17 protein-coding genes are annotated in these 16,178 nt (G+C 42.4%); 1 reads left to right on the forward strand and 16 read right to left on the reverse strand.

All coding sequences use genetic code 11. The features are described 5' to 3' along the window. Positions 1-70: 70 nt before the first annotated feature. From PHP90_RS10925 to pheS, 6 genes are all read right to left on the reverse strand, one after another. A complete protein-coding gene (locus PHP90_RS10925; protein ID WP_299929612.1) occupies positions 71-556 on the reverse strand; it encodes a hypothetical protein in 486 nt (161 codons plus the stop codon). A gap of 5 nt (positions 557-561) precedes the next feature. After that, positions 562-2,217 carry a 30S ribosomal protein S1 gene (locus PHP90_RS10930; protein WP_299929615.1) on the reverse strand — a complete coding sequence of 552 codons (1,656 nt, stop codon included), beginning with the start codon at positions 2,215-2,217 and terminating at the stop codon, positions 562-564. Between the two features lie 73 nt (positions 2,218-2,290). Beyond that, positions 2,291-3,124 carry a 4-hydroxy-3-methylbut-2-enyl diphosphate reductase gene (locus tag PHP90_RS10935; protein WP_299929618.1) on the reverse strand — a complete coding sequence of 278 codons (834 nt, stop codon included), beginning with the start codon at positions 3,122-3,124 and terminating at the stop codon, positions 2,291-2,293. Further along, positions 3,121-4,398 (reverse strand): 3-phosphoshikimate 1-carboxyvinyltransferase, encoded by a 1,278-nt coding sequence (gene aroA, locus PHP90_RS10940; RefSeq protein WP_299929621.1) that lies wholly within the window; start codon positions 4,396-4,398, stop codon positions 3,121-3,123. The genes PHP90_RS10935 and aroA overlap by 4 nt, the downstream gene beginning before the upstream one ends. After that, positions 4,395-6,725, reverse strand: a complete 2,331-nt coding sequence (pheT, locus tag PHP90_RS10945) for a phenylalanine--tRNA ligase subunit beta (RefSeq protein WP_299929624.1) — start codon at positions 6,723-6,725, stop codon at positions 4,395-4,397. Before pheT ends, aroA begins: the two co-directional genes overlap by 4 nt. Continuing rightward, positions 6,722-7,714, reverse strand: a complete 993-nt coding sequence (gene pheS, locus PHP90_RS10950) for a phenylalanine--tRNA ligase subunit alpha (RefSeq protein WP_299929627.1) — start codon at positions 7,712-7,714, stop codon at positions 6,722-6,724. Before pheS ends, pheT begins: the two co-directional genes overlap by 4 nt. Before the next feature lie 158 nt (positions 7,715-7,872). Between pheS and PHP90_RS10955 the strand changes: the two genes are divergently transcribed. After that, entirely contained in the window at positions 7,873-8,229 is a 357-nt protein-coding gene (locus tag PHP90_RS10955; protein WP_299929630.1) for a histidine triad nucleotide-binding protein, read from the forward strand. A 44-nt stretch (positions 8,230-8,273) separates the two neighbouring features. Here the strand turns inward: PHP90_RS10955 and aqpZ are convergent, their stop codons facing one another. From aqpZ to PHP90_RS11005, 10 genes are all read right to left on the reverse strand, one after another. Beyond that, positions 8,274-8,963, reverse strand: a complete 690-nt coding sequence (gene aqpZ / locus PHP90_RS10960; protein ID WP_299929633.1) for an aquaporin Z — start codon at positions 8,961-8,963, stop codon at positions 8,274-8,276. A gap of 110 nt (positions 8,964-9,073) precedes the next feature. Beyond that, complete coding sequence (locus PHP90_RS10965; RefSeq protein ID WP_299929636.1) at positions 9,074-9,619, reverse strand: NAD(P)H-dependent oxidoreductase; 546 nt, start codon at positions 9,617-9,619, stop codon at positions 9,074-9,076. 22 nt (positions 9,620-9,641) lie between these two features. After that, complete coding sequence (locus tag PHP90_RS10970) at positions 9,642-10,106, reverse strand: OsmC family protein (protein ID WP_299929639.1); 465 nt, start codon at positions 10,104-10,106, stop codon at positions 9,642-9,644. A 34-nt stretch (positions 10,107-10,140) separates the two neighbouring features. Further along, on the reverse strand, positions 10,141-11,547 hold the full coding sequence (argH, locus tag PHP90_RS10975) for an argininosuccinate lyase (RefSeq protein WP_299929642.1): 1,407 nt from the start codon (positions 11,545-11,547) through the stop codon (positions 10,141-10,143). Between the two features lie 83 nt (positions 11,548-11,630). After that, on the reverse strand, positions 11,631-11,966 hold the full coding sequence (locus PHP90_RS10980) for a cytochrome C (protein WP_299929645.1): 336 nt from the start codon (positions 11,964-11,966) through the stop codon (positions 11,631-11,633). 105 nt (positions 11,967-12,071) lie between these two features. Beyond that, positions 12,072-13,886: a menaquinone biosynthesis decarboxylase gene (locus tag PHP90_RS10985; protein WP_299929657.1), complete on the reverse strand. Its 1,815-nt coding sequence runs from the start codon at positions 13,884-13,886 to the stop codon at positions 12,072-12,074. A 9-nt stretch (positions 13,887-13,895) separates the two neighbouring features. Continuing rightward, positions 13,896-14,837, reverse strand: coding sequence for a hydroxymethylbilane synthase (hemC, locus tag PHP90_RS10990; protein ID WP_299929648.1), 942 nt, complete (start codon positions 14,835-14,837; stop codon positions 13,896-13,898). A 3-nt stretch (positions 14,838-14,840) separates the two neighbouring features. Then, complete coding sequence (locus PHP90_RS10995) at positions 14,841-15,677, reverse strand: DsbA family protein (protein WP_299929651.1); 837 nt, start codon at positions 15,675-15,677, stop codon at positions 14,841-14,843. Next, a complete protein-coding gene (locus tag PHP90_RS11000) occupies positions 15,631-16,038 on the reverse strand; it encodes an FxsA family protein (protein ID WP_299929654.1) in 408 nt (135 codons plus the stop codon). Before PHP90_RS11000 ends, PHP90_RS10995 begins: the two co-directional genes overlap by 47 nt. After that, complete coding sequence (locus PHP90_RS11005) at positions 16,035-16,175, reverse strand: His/Gly/Thr/Pro-type tRNA ligase C-terminal domain-containing protein (protein ID WP_299929660.1); 141 nt, start codon at positions 16,173-16,175, stop codon at positions 16,035-16,037. Before PHP90_RS11005 ends, PHP90_RS11000 begins: the two co-directional genes overlap by 4 nt. Positions 16,176-16,178: the final 3 nt, after the last annotated feature.

Genomic DNA, 16,178 nt, shown 5'->3' on the forward strand with positions numbered 1-16,178 from the left:
TCATCACGGCGAAGGATATTCAAACCCTCTTCATGAATATGATCACATACGACAATTTTAAATTTTTCCATTACTTTTCCTCTGTGTACGGCGATACAGTCGCCGTGATTTGGTAGGTTTTTAGTTTTGTTACAAGGGATGCAAGTTTATTTTGGTCAGTTGAATCGACCGTGAGGGTCATTGTGTCGCCCTCTTCGTGAATAATATAGCGAAGTGCACTTTTATTGAGCTCTTTTTTGACAAAAGAAAGTTCATTTGCACCTTTTACCGGAGCGGTAAGCCGATACATACCTAAAACAGTGTTTTCTCCACCCGTATCGAGTTTTAAAGTTACTTCATTAACCGGATAAAAATAGTCCTTCTCCTTTGTAGTGGAGAAACGGTCAATCCAATTCCCGATATCAGGACTAAGATGCAGTGAAACATCTTTTTCTCCCTCATCTGAACCCGCATTTAAAGCGGGAGCGGCAGGATTGATTTGAATCATAAATATAACGATAAAAACTGCGACCGCTGTGGCTATAAGAGGAAACAGCCAATATGCAGCTCGTCGCATTGTATTTATTTCAATTGGTCTTTAATCAAATCACCGAGGCTGTGTGAATCGTTATCGTTGATTTCATCCAACATTTTTTGGTCTTTAATGCGCTCTAGTTTTTTAACCGAAAGACGGATACGGTCACGTTTCGCATCGATAACCAAAATAGCTGCTTCAATCGTTTGACCGATTTCGAGTTCTTCAGGGATCAATGGGTAAAGGTCTTCATTACGGATAAGAGCATCAACGCCCCCTTCTAATGAAACGAATACACCGAAATCTTTCACGTCACGAACAGTAGCTTTTACTACTTCGTTCATTTTGTGATTGGTTGCAAATTGATCGATCGGAGACTCTTCAAGTGATTTACGGTTCAATGAGATTTTTTCATCATCTACATTGATTTTCGCAATTTTTACTTCGATTTCATCACCGACTTTTAGGGTCTCTTTACATTTGACATTTTTGTCCCATGAAAGATCTTGGTTATGCAACAATCCCTCTACACCGCCGACTTTTACGAATGCACCAAAATCGGTCAAAGAGGTAACGGTACCGGTAACGATATCACCCTCTTTGAATTTTTTGGTAAATTCTTCAAAAGGTTTCGGTTGAAGACGTTTGTACGACACGCGCAATTTATGTGTTTTAGAATTGATTTCGATAACTTCAACATCGATCTCTTGACCGACAGTGAGGTAATCTTTAGGGTGTTTAATATTTTTATCCCATGTGATTTCAGAGATATGCAAGAACCCTTCGATGTCATTTCCGAGGTCAACAAAAATACCATACGGCTCGATGTTGCTGACGGTAACTGTAATGGTATCACCCTCTTCCAATGCTTCTTCAACCTCTTGCCACGGATCCGATTGTACCGCTTTGATTGAAAGTGAAAGGTGACGTTTGTCTTTATCATAAGCGATTGCTTTTACATTGACAACATCGCCTTCTTTGTAAAGTTTAGAAGGGTTAACCGGCCCTTTATAGCTGATTTCATTGTAATGAACCAACCCGTCAATTCCGCCGACGTCAACAAACATTCCGTAACTGGTGATTTTTTTGACGGTACCTTGGATAACTTTATCCTCTTCCATCAATGCATCGATTACTTCTTTTTTACGTTTGCGTTCGTCATTGAAAAGTTTACGGCGTGAAACAACGATTGAAGCTTCAGCCGGATCAACTTTGACCACTTGTGCTTTGATTGTTTTACCGACAACTTGATCGGTCTCTTTGAACGCAGCGAGTGAACGTGGAAGGAAGAAATGAACATCATCCGCTTCCAAAAGATATCCGCCTTTATTCTTTTTGGTTACCAATGCTTCAATAACAACAGACTCGAAATCGTCTTTGTGTGCATTGATAAACGCTAAAGTTTTCTCTTGCTCAAGCACTTTTTTGTAGGAGATTTTTGGACGCTCATTGTAGTGTCCCATCACCATTACCATAATTTTATCGCCAACGTTAAAAAGAAGATTTCCCTGAGCATCACGAATTTCATCCAATGAAAGGATACCTTCAAGTTTTTCACCGACGCCTACCAACGCGCGGTTGTCACTCTCTTGGATCTCTACGACTTCACCTTCTGTAATGCGTGTGGATTCTTGCTCTTTGAACGATGCCTCCAGCATTTCAGCAAAATTTTCTTCTTCAAATGCTTCGTTATCGAAAGCCATGCCTATTCCCTTGTAACTAAAAATTGGCTGATTATAGCGGAAAAATGCTTGTTTTAAGTTTAGGATAGAGAATTTAAGAGTTTGTCAAGGTCTTTATTTTAGCGACTACATCGTCAATTATCCAGTCCGGCGTTGATGCTCCGGCACTGATTCCGCAGAAGTTTTTATTTTCAAACCACTCGGCTTTTAAATCATCTTGACTCTCGATATGGTAGCTTTCAGGGCAAAACTCTTGTGATATGGAGTGAAGCTGTTTCGTGTTGGAAGAGTTTTTTCCCCCTATGACAATCATGACATCGGCTTTCTGTGCTAATGTGCGAACAGCATCTTGATTATCAAAGGTTGCATTGCAAATCGTATTAAAAACACGTACTTCTTTATGGGTAGCCATCAATTTTCCAACAATTTGCTGATATTCTTCTATTTTACGGGTTGTTTGCGCCACAGTTGCCACTTTATCGCGTAAACGGAGAGCATTTATCTCATCCGGACTGTTGACGACATAAACGTGATCATTCGCATAACTTTTGACCCCTTTGATCTCAGGGTGTGTTTCGTCTCCGAAAATAACAATATCATATCCTTGAGCCGACATCTCTTCGCAAATCTGTTGAGGCTTGGTCACATACGGGCAGGTTGCATCGACTACATTGACATGACGTTCATGCAATAACGAAAGCTCTTGCTTTGGTATACCATGTGTACGTATTACAGCAGTCTCACCTGCTCTAAATGAATCCAGATTTTCACTCAAAGCCACATTAAAATCATTTTTCAACCGGTCAATTTCATTAGCATTATGGATCAATGGGCCGTATGTCGAAGAATTTCGATTCTCCTCCGCAATTTTAATTGCCCTTTTTACACCGAAACAAAATCCGTAGCTTTCAGCCAATTCAATTTTCATTTTTCTACCTGTGTACAGATTTGGAGAAGATCGAAAAAATTTGGAAAGGAGGTATTAATACACTCGATATCTTCTACTTCCATACCGCATTTGAGTCCTGCGATCAGGAAACTCATTGCGATGCGATGATCTCCGTAACTGTTTACCTTAGCACTTTTCAGCTCTCCGCCGACAACGGCATACCCATCAGGATACTCTTCGGTCACAATACCGCAAAGGTTCAGATTATCAACCACTGTTTTGATCCGATCGGACTCTTTTACCCGTAGCTCTTCGGCATTTTTAATAATACTTTTCCCTTCCGCACACGCCATTGCGATCGAAAGAGCAGGAAGTTCGTCTATTAGCCAGGCAATATTCTCTTCTACCGTTACAGCATGAAGAGGAGCACTTTTAATACTAATTGTCCCGATAGGCTCATATCGTTCATCGGTAATCGTATAACGGATATCAGCACCCATCCGTTCTAATACCTTAAATGCTTCAATACGAGTAGGATTGAGGGTCACCCCCTCGATCACAGTCGATGCACCAGGGACAATCGCTGCGGCTACCGCAAAGAAAAAAGCACTTGAAGGATCGGCAGGAACGCGTATATTGAGAGGTTTAAGAGGTTTATCCAAAGGCCAGATTTTTGTTTCCAAACCATTAATCTCAACTCTAGCACCCATTCCACGTAACATACGTTCCGTATGATCGCGGCTGAGTTCAGGTTCATGGAATGTACATACTCCATCGGAACGAAGAGCTGCAAGCATCATCGCACTTTTCACCTGTGCTGAAGCAATCGGTGAGATGTAATCAAATGCTTTAAGTGCTGCACCCCGAATGGAGAGCGGAGCCAAATCGCCGTTATTTCGACCGTCAAGTTTTGCTCCGATGGATCGAAGAGGCTGTGTAACCCGTTTCATCGGACGTCGTTTGAGGTATTCATCACCGGTAAGGACAAAATGCCCTTCTGCAGAAGAAAGAAGTCCGCAAAACAGTCTCATCCCTGTACCTGAATTTCCGCAATCAAGGATTTCGGAGGTCTCTTTGATACCGTTCGAACGGATCGTAATGATCTTTCCATCATCTTGGATCTCTGCACCAAGGTGTCCTACAATTTTCAGGGTATTGAGGGTATCTTCGGCGCGAAGAAAATTTTCAACACGGCTCTCACCTTCTGCTAAAAGTGCGAACATAGCACAGCGATGCGAGATCGATTTATCCGGAGCAACAGCATCGCTTTTAAAAGCAAAAGAAGATGCCGGAAAAACTTTTGCACGCATCATCGCAAACTCACTCCAAGTTCTACATTCAAAGTGTTCAAAACCCCGTCCATAGCAGCAGTAATGTCCTCTTCTTCCAATGTTTTGTCATCGGATTGCAATACAAATCGCAACGTCAGACTCATCTGATCTCCCAAACTCTCAGAAACATAACGATCAACCGGATAAAAGCGACGAATCTGTGCAGAAGCACCTTTTTCAATAACGGCTTTAATAGTTTCGTATGTGAGTTCTTTTGAAACGAGAAGACTCAAATCTCTAAAAGATGCCTGATATTTTGAATACGGCTGCGCTTCAATAAGTCCAAACGGGAGGGAATCGACGTTCAACTCACACATAAAAGTTTGTGGCAGATCGAATTCTTCCTCCACTGAAGGATGAAGGCGGAAAAGCTCACCTGCATCAACTCCGCCGATGACTACTTTGGCACATACATACGGATGAGCTAAAGTATGCGTTGGAGTATGCGAAACCAGTTCAAATGAACCTGCAACGTCTGAAATCAATTTGGTAAATGAGGCAAAGTCGATTACCGCAGGCTTACCCGCATTTGCAATTTTTTCACTCTCCATCGCTCCTGAAACGATAAAACCGATACGTTTGGATTCGTTACGCTCCGTATCAAACACCATCCCTGTTTCAAACAAAGCAATCTTTTTTTGATTCACTTTCACATTGGCTGATGCAGAGTTCAAAAGCCCTACCAGCAATGTGGGACGAAGCGTATCAAAAGTTGCCGTAATAGGATTTAAAAGCTCTTTTGAGGGCTCCGTACCGACAAATCCGTATTTTTCAACCTGAATTCGCTCATTGAATACAAAATGGACACTCTCATAAAATCCGCTTTGTGCAGCACGATGACGGTACATCCGTGTTTTTTTGTACTCCGCCAAATCATCGCTCATTTGATTTGCTTCTGCAAATACAAGCGGTTTGGAAGGGATATTATCGATACCGACGATACGGACGATCTCTTCAATAATATCTTGTTTATTCACAATGTCATGGCGAAATTTTGGAACCGAAATAGCAAAGGTAGACCCTTTTGGTGTACCTATATCCATCCCCAAATTTTTGAAAATCTGCGTAATCGTTGTTTTGTCAATTTTCAAACCGATAAACGACTCAAATTCTTCTTCAGCAATACTGATAATGCGAGGCTCATACGATGAGAGAAGCTCTATATTTCCGCCATATACCTGCGAAGGCGAATATTTTTCAAATAATTCGGTCGCATATCGAATCCCCATCTCAATTTTCGGTTCGCTTCCTCGTGAAGAGCGATAATAATGAGGGCAGCTCGGAATTTTTTTATCTCCCATTTTTTTGGCGATAATGTCCGGAGCAATATAGCTCGCTTCGATAATAGCCAAACCGGATTCAGCCTTAAAGTGGGCTTCTTTTTCTTGGGATACACCGATGACTGAAACTTTCTCTTTCCCGTAAAGTGCAGCATAACCGTTTTCGTCATTTTCAAGAGTAATAACCCCTTTGGTATCCGGTTCACCAAACTTTTCAAACGGATAAGCTCGTAAAACCACCCCTGTACTTTGTGTCGAATACAATAACAACGCATCAACAGCCGTTTCATAAGTACCTTCTATGAGCGCCAAACGCAGTGCAATCGCAAATGGGACATGCAGCTCTTTAACGTCGACTGCCCCGAATAAAAGATCGGTATCAAACGTTTCGTTATGATGGAGCTGCAAAATACGGCCGATACCTAAACGTCCGTCTTGTTTCTCTTTATGATTGACTTCTCTAAGAGGTTTTGAAAGAGCCGCACGAAGGTCACGCGCAATACCGTGAATACTTAAACAGTCACCGCGATTAGCCGTAAGTTCAATCTCAATTAGCTCGTCATTGAATGAACCGTATTCATTCAAATTTTTCCCTAGGACCAATTCACCGATGCTTGAATCAAGGATCATGATCCCCTCGCCCAAAGAAGGCAATCCGATCTCTTTAGCCGAACAAATCATTCCATGCGATTCAACACCCCGAAGTTTTGCCTCTTTGTTTTTCAAATTGCCCGGAAGCTCTGCGCCTACCGTTGCCAATGCGATATAAATTCCGGCACGTACATTGGATGCTCCGCAAACGATTTGACGCACTTCGCTGCCGACATTCACTTGAGTAACATTTAGTTTGTCTGCATCGGGGTGTTTTTCACATTGCGCTACATAACCGACAACAACGCCGTCTGGAACACGAATCGTTTCGTGACGATCGACTTCAAGACCGATCGCGTTGAATGTTTTCAGTAACGTTTCCGTACTTACACCTGATAGATCGATCCATTCATTTAACCAATTTTTTGTAACGATCATCTAAACTGCTCCAATAATCTCGTATCTCCCTCAAACAAAGAGCGCAAATCACCGATACGGTGGATCAGCATTGCAAACCGCTCAACCCCTAAACCAAACGCATATCCGCTGACATTCTCATATCCGACCGCTTTAAAGACATTCGGATCGACGATACCGCATCCGAGGACTTCAAGCCAACCGGTTTTTGAACATACACGGCATCCGTCTCCGCCGCAGAAAATACAGCTGATATCCACTTCAGCCGAAGGTTCCGTAAACGGAAAAAAGCTTGGACGGAATCGGACTTCAACATCCCCGAACATTGTTTTCAAAAAATCTTCCAAAATAAATTTTAGATTGGCAAACGATACTTTCCCCGCTTCTTCGACCACCAATCCCTCTACCTGATGAAACATCGGTGTATGGGTAATGTCGTAATCGCGGCGGAATACGGATCCCGGCGCAATCATACGGATCGGAGGCTTCTGACTTAACATCGTACGAATTTGTACCGGAGAGGTGTGCGTACGCAGAAGCTTCGCATCTTTAAAATAAAAAGTGTCCTGCATATCACGTGCAGGATGATATTTAGGAAGGTTCAATGCTTCAAAATTATGGAAATCATCTTCTACCATCGGACCCGTTTGAACCGAAAAATTCATAGCAATAAAATATTCTACAATACGGTCCATCGTTTCCATCACAGGATGAAGCGAACCGCGTTCCGTGGTCGGGGAGTAGAGGCTGACATCAATCGCTTCCGCTTTCATAGTCTCTTTTAAATGCTCCATGGCCAATACAAGCTTACGCTCTACCAACAAAGCATTCAATCCCTCTTTGTGAATATTCAGTTCTTTGGCAAACATCCCTTTTTCGGCATCAGGGATATCTTTCATACGGGCGAACTCAGCGTTCATTACCCCTTTTTTTCCGAAAACTGCGATCCGAATCTCTTCGATTTTATCAATCGAGTCGGCCGATTTTATAGCGTCATACCACTCTTGCAAAATAGAGTCTCCATTGATGATTTTCTGAAAGCTAAAAACACATTATCATTATTTCTGAAAGGGCTTTCAATTTAGGGGATATTGTAGTCAAATCTCTTTTATAAATAGCTTCAAGGGATAAAGCATATGCTACAATAGCACTAAAAAAGAGGTTTATTATGTGTCTATTCTGTAAAATTGCCAGCAAAGAAATCCCATCCAATACCGTTGCAGAAAACGACGAGTTTTATGCTTTTCACGATATAAATCCCAAAGCACCTGTCCATGTTTTGGCTATACCAAAAGCTCATTACGACAGTTTTAACGATATTCCGGGAGATGTGATGGGTAAGATGGGAACATTTATGCAAGAAGTTGCCAAGACTCTCGGAATCGATCAAAGCGGATACCGTATTATCAGTAACATCGGTGACAACGGAGGACAAGAAGTGAAACACCTCCATTTTCACATTGTCGGCGGTGCAAAACTTCACTGGGGCCATTTTGCTGACGCCGATCCGAAAGATTTCTTTTAATACATCAGCCTGTTGGAAGTTTTTCCAACAGTGTTTTTAAACTCTTAATCTTCTGAACTGCCGATATATCGATATATCACAGCCGCAATCAATGCACCGATGATAGGTGCAACCCAAAACAACCATAATTGAGACATAGCCCAATCCCCGACAAAGATAGCAGTGGCCGTACTTCTTGCAGGGTTTACAGAAGTATTGGTAACCGGAATACTGATCAAATGGATCAATGTCAAAGAAAGACCGATGGCTAACGGAGCCATCCCCTGAGGGGCTCTTTTATCGGTTGAACCAAGGATGACAAGCAAAAACATCATTGTCATAACAATCTCAGTGACCAAGGCTGCAGCTAATGAATATCCGCCCGGAGAATGTTCGCCATATCCGTTTGATGCAAAACCGCCATTAACATCAAAACCGGGATGACCGTTCGCAATAAAAAAAAGAACTCCGGCAGCAATAGTTCCACCAATAATTTGAGCCATAATATATGGGACAAGTTCCTTCGAAGGAAAACGTCCACCCGCCCAAAGCCCGATAGAAACGGCAGGGTTAAGATGACATCCGGAAATATGACCGATTGCATAGGCCATAGTTAACACAGTAAGTCCGAAAGCCAGTGCAACTCCGAGAAAACCTATTCCTAACTCCGGGAATGACGCCGCCAATACGGCACTTCCACATCCACCAAGAACCAACCAAAATGTTCCAATGCCTTCGGCAACATATTTCTTCATTATATTTCCCCCCTTTGTTGAGTACTACAGATAGCAATTTAACAAACAAATGTAATTCAAAAGTGGGAATTAGGATTTTTGCTTCCAAACCCTAGCTGGAGAGTGTAGATTTATATGGTGTTATTATTGTGTATAGTAACGAAGGAGAGAGCTTCCATAATTTGACTTAGAATAGCAGAATTTGTGATATGTCCTGACTCAAAATCAAAATTTTCGTTGAAATTTGGAATGGAAAGACTGGCTCTTACTTGGCCTCCAAAATGTGGTGCGGAAGAGACAGCTGTTGCAAGTACCGATGATCCGCCTCTGGCACCGGGTGATGTAGAAAACAAGATCATAGGCTTATTTTGAAAAACTTTCGAATCGATACGTGAGCACCAATCAAAAAGACTTTTATACGCAGCTGTATACGAAGCATTATGCTCGGCAAAAGAGATGATCAATAGGTCACTTTGTCCGATTTTATCAAAAAAAACTTTTGCCAAATCAGGATGTCCCAGCTCTATTTCCCTATCAACACTAAAAAGCGGAAGCTCATAATCGTTCAGGTCCAAGATTTCAACATCGGCACTTTCCAGTAATCCTACTACATACGTTATCAATTTTTTGTTGATCGAATGTTTGCTGCTACTGGCTGCGAATGCAACGATTTTCATCTCTTTCCCTTATTATGGAAATTCAGGCATTGCACCCTTGAAGCGATCCGAAATCGACACTGTTTCCGCCGCCGCTGATCATCTCTTCGTTTTCACGGATCGTATTGCCGTTATGGATAATCGTATAGGTTATTTTTGTCGTATCGCGGATCGTGTTGATCGTTGAACAATAGGTTTCAACACTTGCCATCACCCAGCGGGCCGCAAGGGTATCATCCGCGTTAGAATCAAAGCGGTATTCGAGATGAAGAGTATTAAATTTTCGAGGTGCTTCCTCATTGCGGACAACTTCTCCGGAAACCTCTAAATTTTTTACTTCATACCCTTGTTTTTGTGGAAGCATCACAATATCAGTCGCAGTACATCCGATCAATCCGCTCAAAAAATATTCAATCGGTGAAATTTGAGGACAGTCGATAATAAAACTGCTTTTTTCGGTTTTTGCTTCAAAACGCATTGCATCTTGGTGTGAAACAGTAATTTTCATAAATTTTTCCTTCTTTTATTTTTGGAGCCGATAATCATGAATCGGCGATTGAATCGTATCCATGTGCATTGAGATAATGATCGAAATAGAGTATTTGCTCGAGCGTCCGCAGTTCAGCTGTTCCCCCTTGGGACGTTCGAGCATTCATTGAATGCTCGATTGCCAAATAAGCGATTACATCTTCTTTGATTCGGTTGTCAATGGCATAAAGTTCGTGATACTCGATATCACTCAAATCGATCCCCAATACTTCGGCACGCGCAACTGCACGCCCCGTAATATGGTGTGCTTCACGAAAAGGAACATCGCAATGCTCGACCAGATAATCAGCCAAATCGGTAGCACTCAGATGTCCGAGCTTACAGGCTCGAGCCATATTTTGAGGTTTAACAGTCATTGTTTTGAGTGCTTCTCGAAGAATTTCAAGGGAGATTTCTGCCGTTTCAACGCTGTCAAACACCCCCTCTTTATCTTCTTGCGTATCTTTGTTATAAGCGAGTGGAAGCCCTTTCATAACGGTCAGCAATCCCATTAGATTTCCGAAAACCCGTCCTGTTTTTCCTCGAAGAAGTTCAGGAACATCCGGATTTTTCTTTTGCGGCATAATGGAACTTCCTGTCGAATAGGCATCGGAGAGTTCGACAAAACGGAACTCATAACTCGACCAAAGGATAATCTCTTCGGCAAGTCGTGAAATATGCATCATCAACGTCGAAATATTAAACAAAATTTCAAGAGCGAAATCACGATCGCTTACCGTATCGAGACAGTTAATACTCACTGCGTCAAATCCGAGTAGATTAGCCGTCATTTCACGATCGATATTATGGGGAGTTCCTGCCAATGCGGCACATCCGATAGGAGAAATATTATTACGCTCAGCTGAGCTTTCAAATCGCTCACAGTCGCGTTTAAACATTGAGGCATAGGCCAAAAGATGAAAAGCAAAATTGATTGGCTGAGCATGCTGCAAATGGGTCATTCCCGGCAGCAATGTCGCAGTATGATCACGTGAAATATCAACAATCGCTCTCATAAGCGATTTGATTTGCTCAACAATCTCTCGATTTTTACGGAGAACAAAACGACGGAAATCAAGGGCTACCTGATCATTGCGGCTGCGCGCTGTATGGAGTTTTTTTCCAGCTTCACCGATAATTGCAGTCAGCCGTTTTTCAATCGCCATATGCAAATCTTCATCACCGATTTTCCATTCGAAAGAACCTGATTCTATCTCGCTCAATACCTGAGCCATCCCGCTTTCGATTGCGGTTAGTTCCTCACGAGTTAAAATCCCTTGGTGAGTGAGCATTTGTGCATGTGCTACAGAGCCTTCTATATCTTCACGATACAGTTTTTGATCAAACATGATCGAGGCATTAAATTTTTCTAAAAGGGTTGACGCATCTTGCGTAAAACGCCCTGACCACATTTTTTCCATAATAGCTCCGATGAGTAAAAAGTGGGGTATTTTAGCAAAGTTTGGTTTAGAAGAAAATCATCCTATCCAGGATGATCGTTTATTTAATTACAAGCTGGGACGTTACCGCTGTCTCCAGCGTATTCAGTCAAGAAATCCTCTAAATGACGGGCATCTTTGGAATACCCTCGATCATTAAAGTAAGCCCATGAAGCTTCTGCTTTTTTGGAAGAAAGATGGATCTGGGCAAGTTTTTCACCCTTATTATCCATCAATTTGGACCAAACTCGTTGTTTTTTGGATGCGGCTAACGCTTGACCGCCACCGTGACATACTTTGCAAGATTCTATATAAACCTTTTGCCCTTTGTATGTGGCAGCATTGAGAAGGGTAGAACTGGCTAAAAGTGTAATGGCTACTGTAGCATAAAACTTGCGCATCTTAATTATCTTTCCCTATTAATTATTATTTAAATCGTCTATATTACATTACTAATTCTAATAAAATGCTTAATTTAATGCCCCTAAAAAAGGGGAAATAAAGCGTCAGAGCTGGTATTTCTTCTCTAGTTTTGGATCTAAATCCCATAGAGAAAGTGATTTAAGACGTTCTACAACAGATAAGGTACATTCGACATCACCCGGCCATTCGCGATCAAAGAAATCCACAGCCGTTTTTGTTGTCCCGTCAATTGCAACGATCGACTCTGATCGGTATACATCACGTGCTGCATCCATGTTGTTCGTTACCCGCCAAACAAGCATATAAGGGTTATGAATATCGTTTTTCGCTTCATCCACAAATAGTACGATTCGAACAAACGGAGCAAGTCTTTCCAACGCACTGAAACACTCTTTTAATGAACGTGTTTTACGAACGCTTACCACCGTTATGGGATTAGCGGTATGGCGCATATACTGCGTTACCCCCGTCACTTCCGGGATAAGATTTTGGAAATGTTCCATCAAAACAGAGCTGTCAATCGATTCAGGAGCAACCGGTGAATGCGATCCTGTAAAATCAATCCCCAATTTGCCTCCAACCAATGACTCAGGGCTGGAATGATCGAGTGCGTCGGTAATCCCCTCTGAAATGAAAAGGCATTTTGGGATAAAACGGTTCAAGGCATAGGTAATTAACGCTTCATAATTGGTCAGTTTCGGAGCGTCTTCACCAAAGAAGAGCGCATGTTTGACGAAACTCATCTGACCTGATCCCCAAAAAATATGCATAAACTGTTTAGCATGCCCTTTATATAACGGTTTCATTTTTGCCAAAATCAGATTATGAAACACCCCATTCTCCGGCATATGGTAATCGATCAAATCGGCCGCATTCGTTTTGAGCAACGGTAAAAAGACCCGTTCTGTCGCCCAGCCCATGTATTTGTCTTCCAATGGCGGTTTACCGACAACGGTTGCCAAATAATAAGGATTTTTACGGCTTGTAATCGCACTCACTTCCATAACGGGATAGTTTTCCGCAAGGGTATAGTAACCCGTATGATCTCCAAAAGGTCCTTCAAGAACAAGTTTTTCCGGGTCAACCCACCCTTCGATAACGAAATCGAGGTCTTCTGGAACATACAGCGGTGTCGTAATCGATTCAACCAATTTTGGAGACTCTTTTTTAATCAGGCCATACAATAGCAATTCATTTACGCCATACGGTAAAGGTGCCGTTGCACACCATGTATAAAGAGGATCGCCGCCGATCCCGATCGAAACAGGCATTTTTTTACCGGCACGTTGGTATTGGTCAAAAAAGTGAGACGAGTCTTTATGAATCTGCCAGTGCATTCCCAGGTGATTTTTATCATACACCTGCAAACGGTACATCCCCAAATTGACCACTGCACCGTCCAAACTCTGGGTATATACCTGTCCCATCGTAATAAACGGTCCGCCGTCTTCTTCCCACGTAGTCAGGATCGGCAAATCGTACAAATTAACTTCATCGCCTTGCTTCACAACTTCTTGGCAACTTCCGCGCTTTTTCAGCTTTTTCGGGAAAATATCTTTCATCGCAAACAGGTCACCGAGCATTCCGACTTTCTCTTTGAACCCTTGAGGCGGTTTCATGTGGAGGAGTTTTTCAATCTCTGCGGCGACCCCTTCAACTTCACGGCCGAATAAAAGTTCAGTACGGCGAAACGAACCGAACAAATTCATCACAACTGGAATATCAAATTTTTTGCCTGAGGCTTTATCTACAGGGTGAGTGAAGAGAAGAGCTTTACCGCCGTTTTCTTTTTTTACTTCGGCATATGCCAAATGGGGAATTTCAAGATAGATATCAAGCGGTGTATCTATAATACGCAATTCATCTTTGGATTTTAATAGATCAATCGTTTTTTGCAATGTCACGGATTAAACCTCATTCGCCATAACTTCGGCACGGTGCAACAATTCCATCGCCCCCTGAGCGATTAAACGCTCTGCCATCGCTTCACCGGCACGAGATGTTTCATCTTGAGACAACGTCACCATCTCACCCATCACTTCAGAAGCGTCTGGAAGTCCGAGAAGAGAACGAATCACGACACTTCCGTCTTCCTGTACACGGGCACTGACCCCGATCGGCACTTGACAACCGCCTTGCAGTGTATCAACAAAACCTCTCTCGATACTTGTCTCAATTCGGCTGTCACGATCTTCCAAAAAGGCAGCAATTTCTAAAACCCACGGCTCATTGACCGTTTCAATCCCCAATGCGCCCTGTCCCATTGATGGGATCATCTCTTCGAGAGAGATAGGATAAAAATGCTCCACGAGATTTGAAAAACCGAGGCGGTTAATCCCGGCAGCTGCGAGAATTATCGCATCAAATTCTCCCTCTTTGAGCTTTCGAATACGCGTATCGACATTACCGCGCAAATCTTTGATGACTAAATCGGGACGCTGTTTCACCAACTGCATACGACGGCGCAATGAAGAGGTGCCGACAACGGCACCCTGAGGAAGCGATGCAATATCAGGATATTTTTCACTCAGCATTGCATCCCGTACATCCTCACGTATTGTAATCGCGGATAGAAGAAGCCCTTCAGGCATAACCGTCGGAACATCTTTAAGCGAATGAACCGCCATCTGCGCCTCGCCTCGAAGCATAGACTCTTCAATCTCTTTAAGAAACAGCCCTTTGCCTCCGATTTTGGCTAACGGTGCATCCAAAATTTTATCTCCGGAAGTGATAATAATCTTGAGTTCTACCTTAATATCACTAAAGTTCGATTCAATAACCGATTTGATATGGTTGGACTGCCAAAGGGCGAGTTTGCTTCCGCGAGTTGCAATGGTGAGTTTTTTCATGAATTACTTAGCCTTAATCTCTTTGTATTTGTTTTTCGAAGGATCTTTTTGACCGTCAAAGAAAACCGTCGGTGTTCCTGCGACCATCATGGATTGCGCTACTTTTTGGTCAAAATCAAACTGTTTAAGCACTGAAGGGCGACGGATGTCAGCAACGGTGACTTTGGTACCAAATGTTTTGTTAAACGCATCAAGAATTTTTTGTTCATCTTTTTCGTTTGGGTTGATATCCACTTTATAGAGCCCTAAAACTGCATTGTCCGTTCCGTTTTGATCGATCGCAATAGCGGCCTTAGTAAGGGCAACAGATGCAGGGTGCAATCCGGCTAAAGGAAAATGATAATAATAGACGGCAAACGTTTTAGGATATTTTTCCATATACGCTAGAGCATCCGGTACATACTTTCGGCAAAACGGACAAAGCGGATCCGAAAAAACCGCTACTTTATGAGGTGCGTTGACATCTCCGCTGATACGATTCGCTTTAGTGTAAAACGCATTATTAAAATTAGGTGCAACGATATCATTGTATCGCTCTCCGGTTTTAATATTGACCAATTCCGGAGCCAACGTATTTCCATTCACAAAATAGGTACCGTTTTGATTGATATGACGTACGTCATTGCCCTGCTTCACATCGGCTTCAATAGTGACGAAATAGGTCTGCCATCCGCTTACACCCGGAAGGTTTTGTTTACCCGCCACATCAATCTGAAGGTTTGAGATATTTGGATTTCCCCCTATCCCTTTTTTCAAAAATGAGACTACTTCGGCATCAGTAGCCGCCATCAAACTAGCGGAGAGTAGTAGAATCGTTGATAATTTCGGCATCAATGACATTGTCATCCTTTGATTTGGTTTGTGTGGGATATTTTCGCGAAAAACGGTTAATGATAAGAGAACTAAACAATGAAAATTGCATCAAAAGGCCAATGATATCACTTAAAAATCCGGGAACGATCAAGAGGATTGCTCCCAAAAGTCCTGTCATATTCCGTTTAGTGAAACTCTCCATCGTGATCTGGCGTGTTTGAAGGGCAAACAAATTTTCGCCGAGGGTATGACGAAAATTCATCAATAAAAAAATCCCCAAGAATGCACTGAAAACGATTTCGAGGAAAGTGGCAAGTCCGCCGATACGCGAAGCAATCTCCACTGTTACGATCACCTCTAAAAAAAGGTAGATCAGAAAATAGATCATCTTCGTAATTCCTGGATTTTTTCTAAGACATTTGCCGCTTCAACGGTAATGATCTCGCGCGTGGCACGAATCATAATTTGCACCAAACCGTTTTCAAGTTCTTTACCGACAATAACCGTGAACGGAAACCCGATCAATTC

This window comes from Sulfuricurvum sp. (assembly GCF_028712165.1).
GTDB lineage: Bacteria > Campylobacterota > Campylobacteria > Campylobacterales > Sulfurimonadaceae > Sulfuricurvum.

What these genes read in the sequence shown, in the direction of transcription:
- PHP90_RS10930 (WP_299929615.1), bottom strand. Translation starts at nt 2,217, where the DNA reads ATGGCTTTCGATAACGAAGCATTTGAAGAAGAAAATTTTGCTGAAATG.
- PHP90_RS10955 (WP_299929630.1), top strand. Translation starts at nt 7,873, where the DNA reads ATGTGTCTATTCTGTAAAATTGCCAGCAAAGAAATCCCATCCAATACC.
- pheT (WP_299929624.1), bottom strand. Translation starts at nt 6,725, where the DNA reads ATGATCGTTACAAAAAATTGGTTAAATGAATGGATCGATCTATCAGGT.
- aqpZ (WP_299929633.1), bottom strand. Translation starts at nt 8,963, where the DNA reads ATGAAGAAATATGTTGCCGAAGGCATTGGAACATTTTGGTTGGTTCTT.
- PHP90_RS10995 (WP_299929651.1), bottom strand. Translation starts at nt 15,677, where the DNA reads ATGTCATTGATGCCGAAATTATCAACGATTCTACTACTCTCCGCTAGT.
- PHP90_RS10980 (WP_299929645.1), bottom strand. Translation starts at nt 11,966, where the DNA reads ATGCGCAAGTTTTATGCTACAGTAGCCATTACACTTTTAGCCAGTTCT.
- aroA (WP_299929621.1), bottom strand. Translation starts at nt 4,398, where the DNA reads ATGATGCGTGCAAAAGTTTTTCCGGCATCTTCTTTTGCTTTTAAAAGC.
- PHP90_RS11000 (WP_299929654.1), bottom strand. Translation starts at nt 16,038, where the DNA reads ATGATCTATTTTCTGATCTACCTTTTTTTAGAGGTGATCGTAACAGTG.
- argH (WP_299929642.1), bottom strand. Translation starts at nt 11,547, where the DNA reads ATGGAAAAAATGTGGTCAGGGCGTTTTACGCAAGATGCGTCAACCCTT.
- PHP90_RS10965 (WP_299929636.1), bottom strand. Translation starts at nt 9,619, where the DNA reads ATGAAAATCGTTGCATTCGCAGCCAGTAGCAGCAAACATTCGATCAAC.
- hemC (WP_299929648.1), bottom strand. Translation starts at nt 14,837, where the DNA reads ATGAAAAAACTCACCATTGCAACTCGCGGAAGCAAACTCGCCCTTTGG.
- PHP90_RS10925 (WP_299929612.1), bottom strand. Translation starts at nt 556, where the DNA reads ATGCGACGAGCTGCATATTGGCTGTTTCCTCTTATAGCCACAGCGGTC.
- PHP90_RS10935 (WP_299929618.1), bottom strand. Translation starts at nt 3,124, where the DNA reads ATGAAAATTGAATTGGCTGAAAGCTACGGATTTTGTTTCGGTGTAAAA.
- PHP90_RS10970 (WP_299929639.1), bottom strand. Translation starts at nt 10,106, where the DNA reads ATGAAAATTACTGTTTCACACCAAGATGCAATGCGTTTTGAAGCAAAA.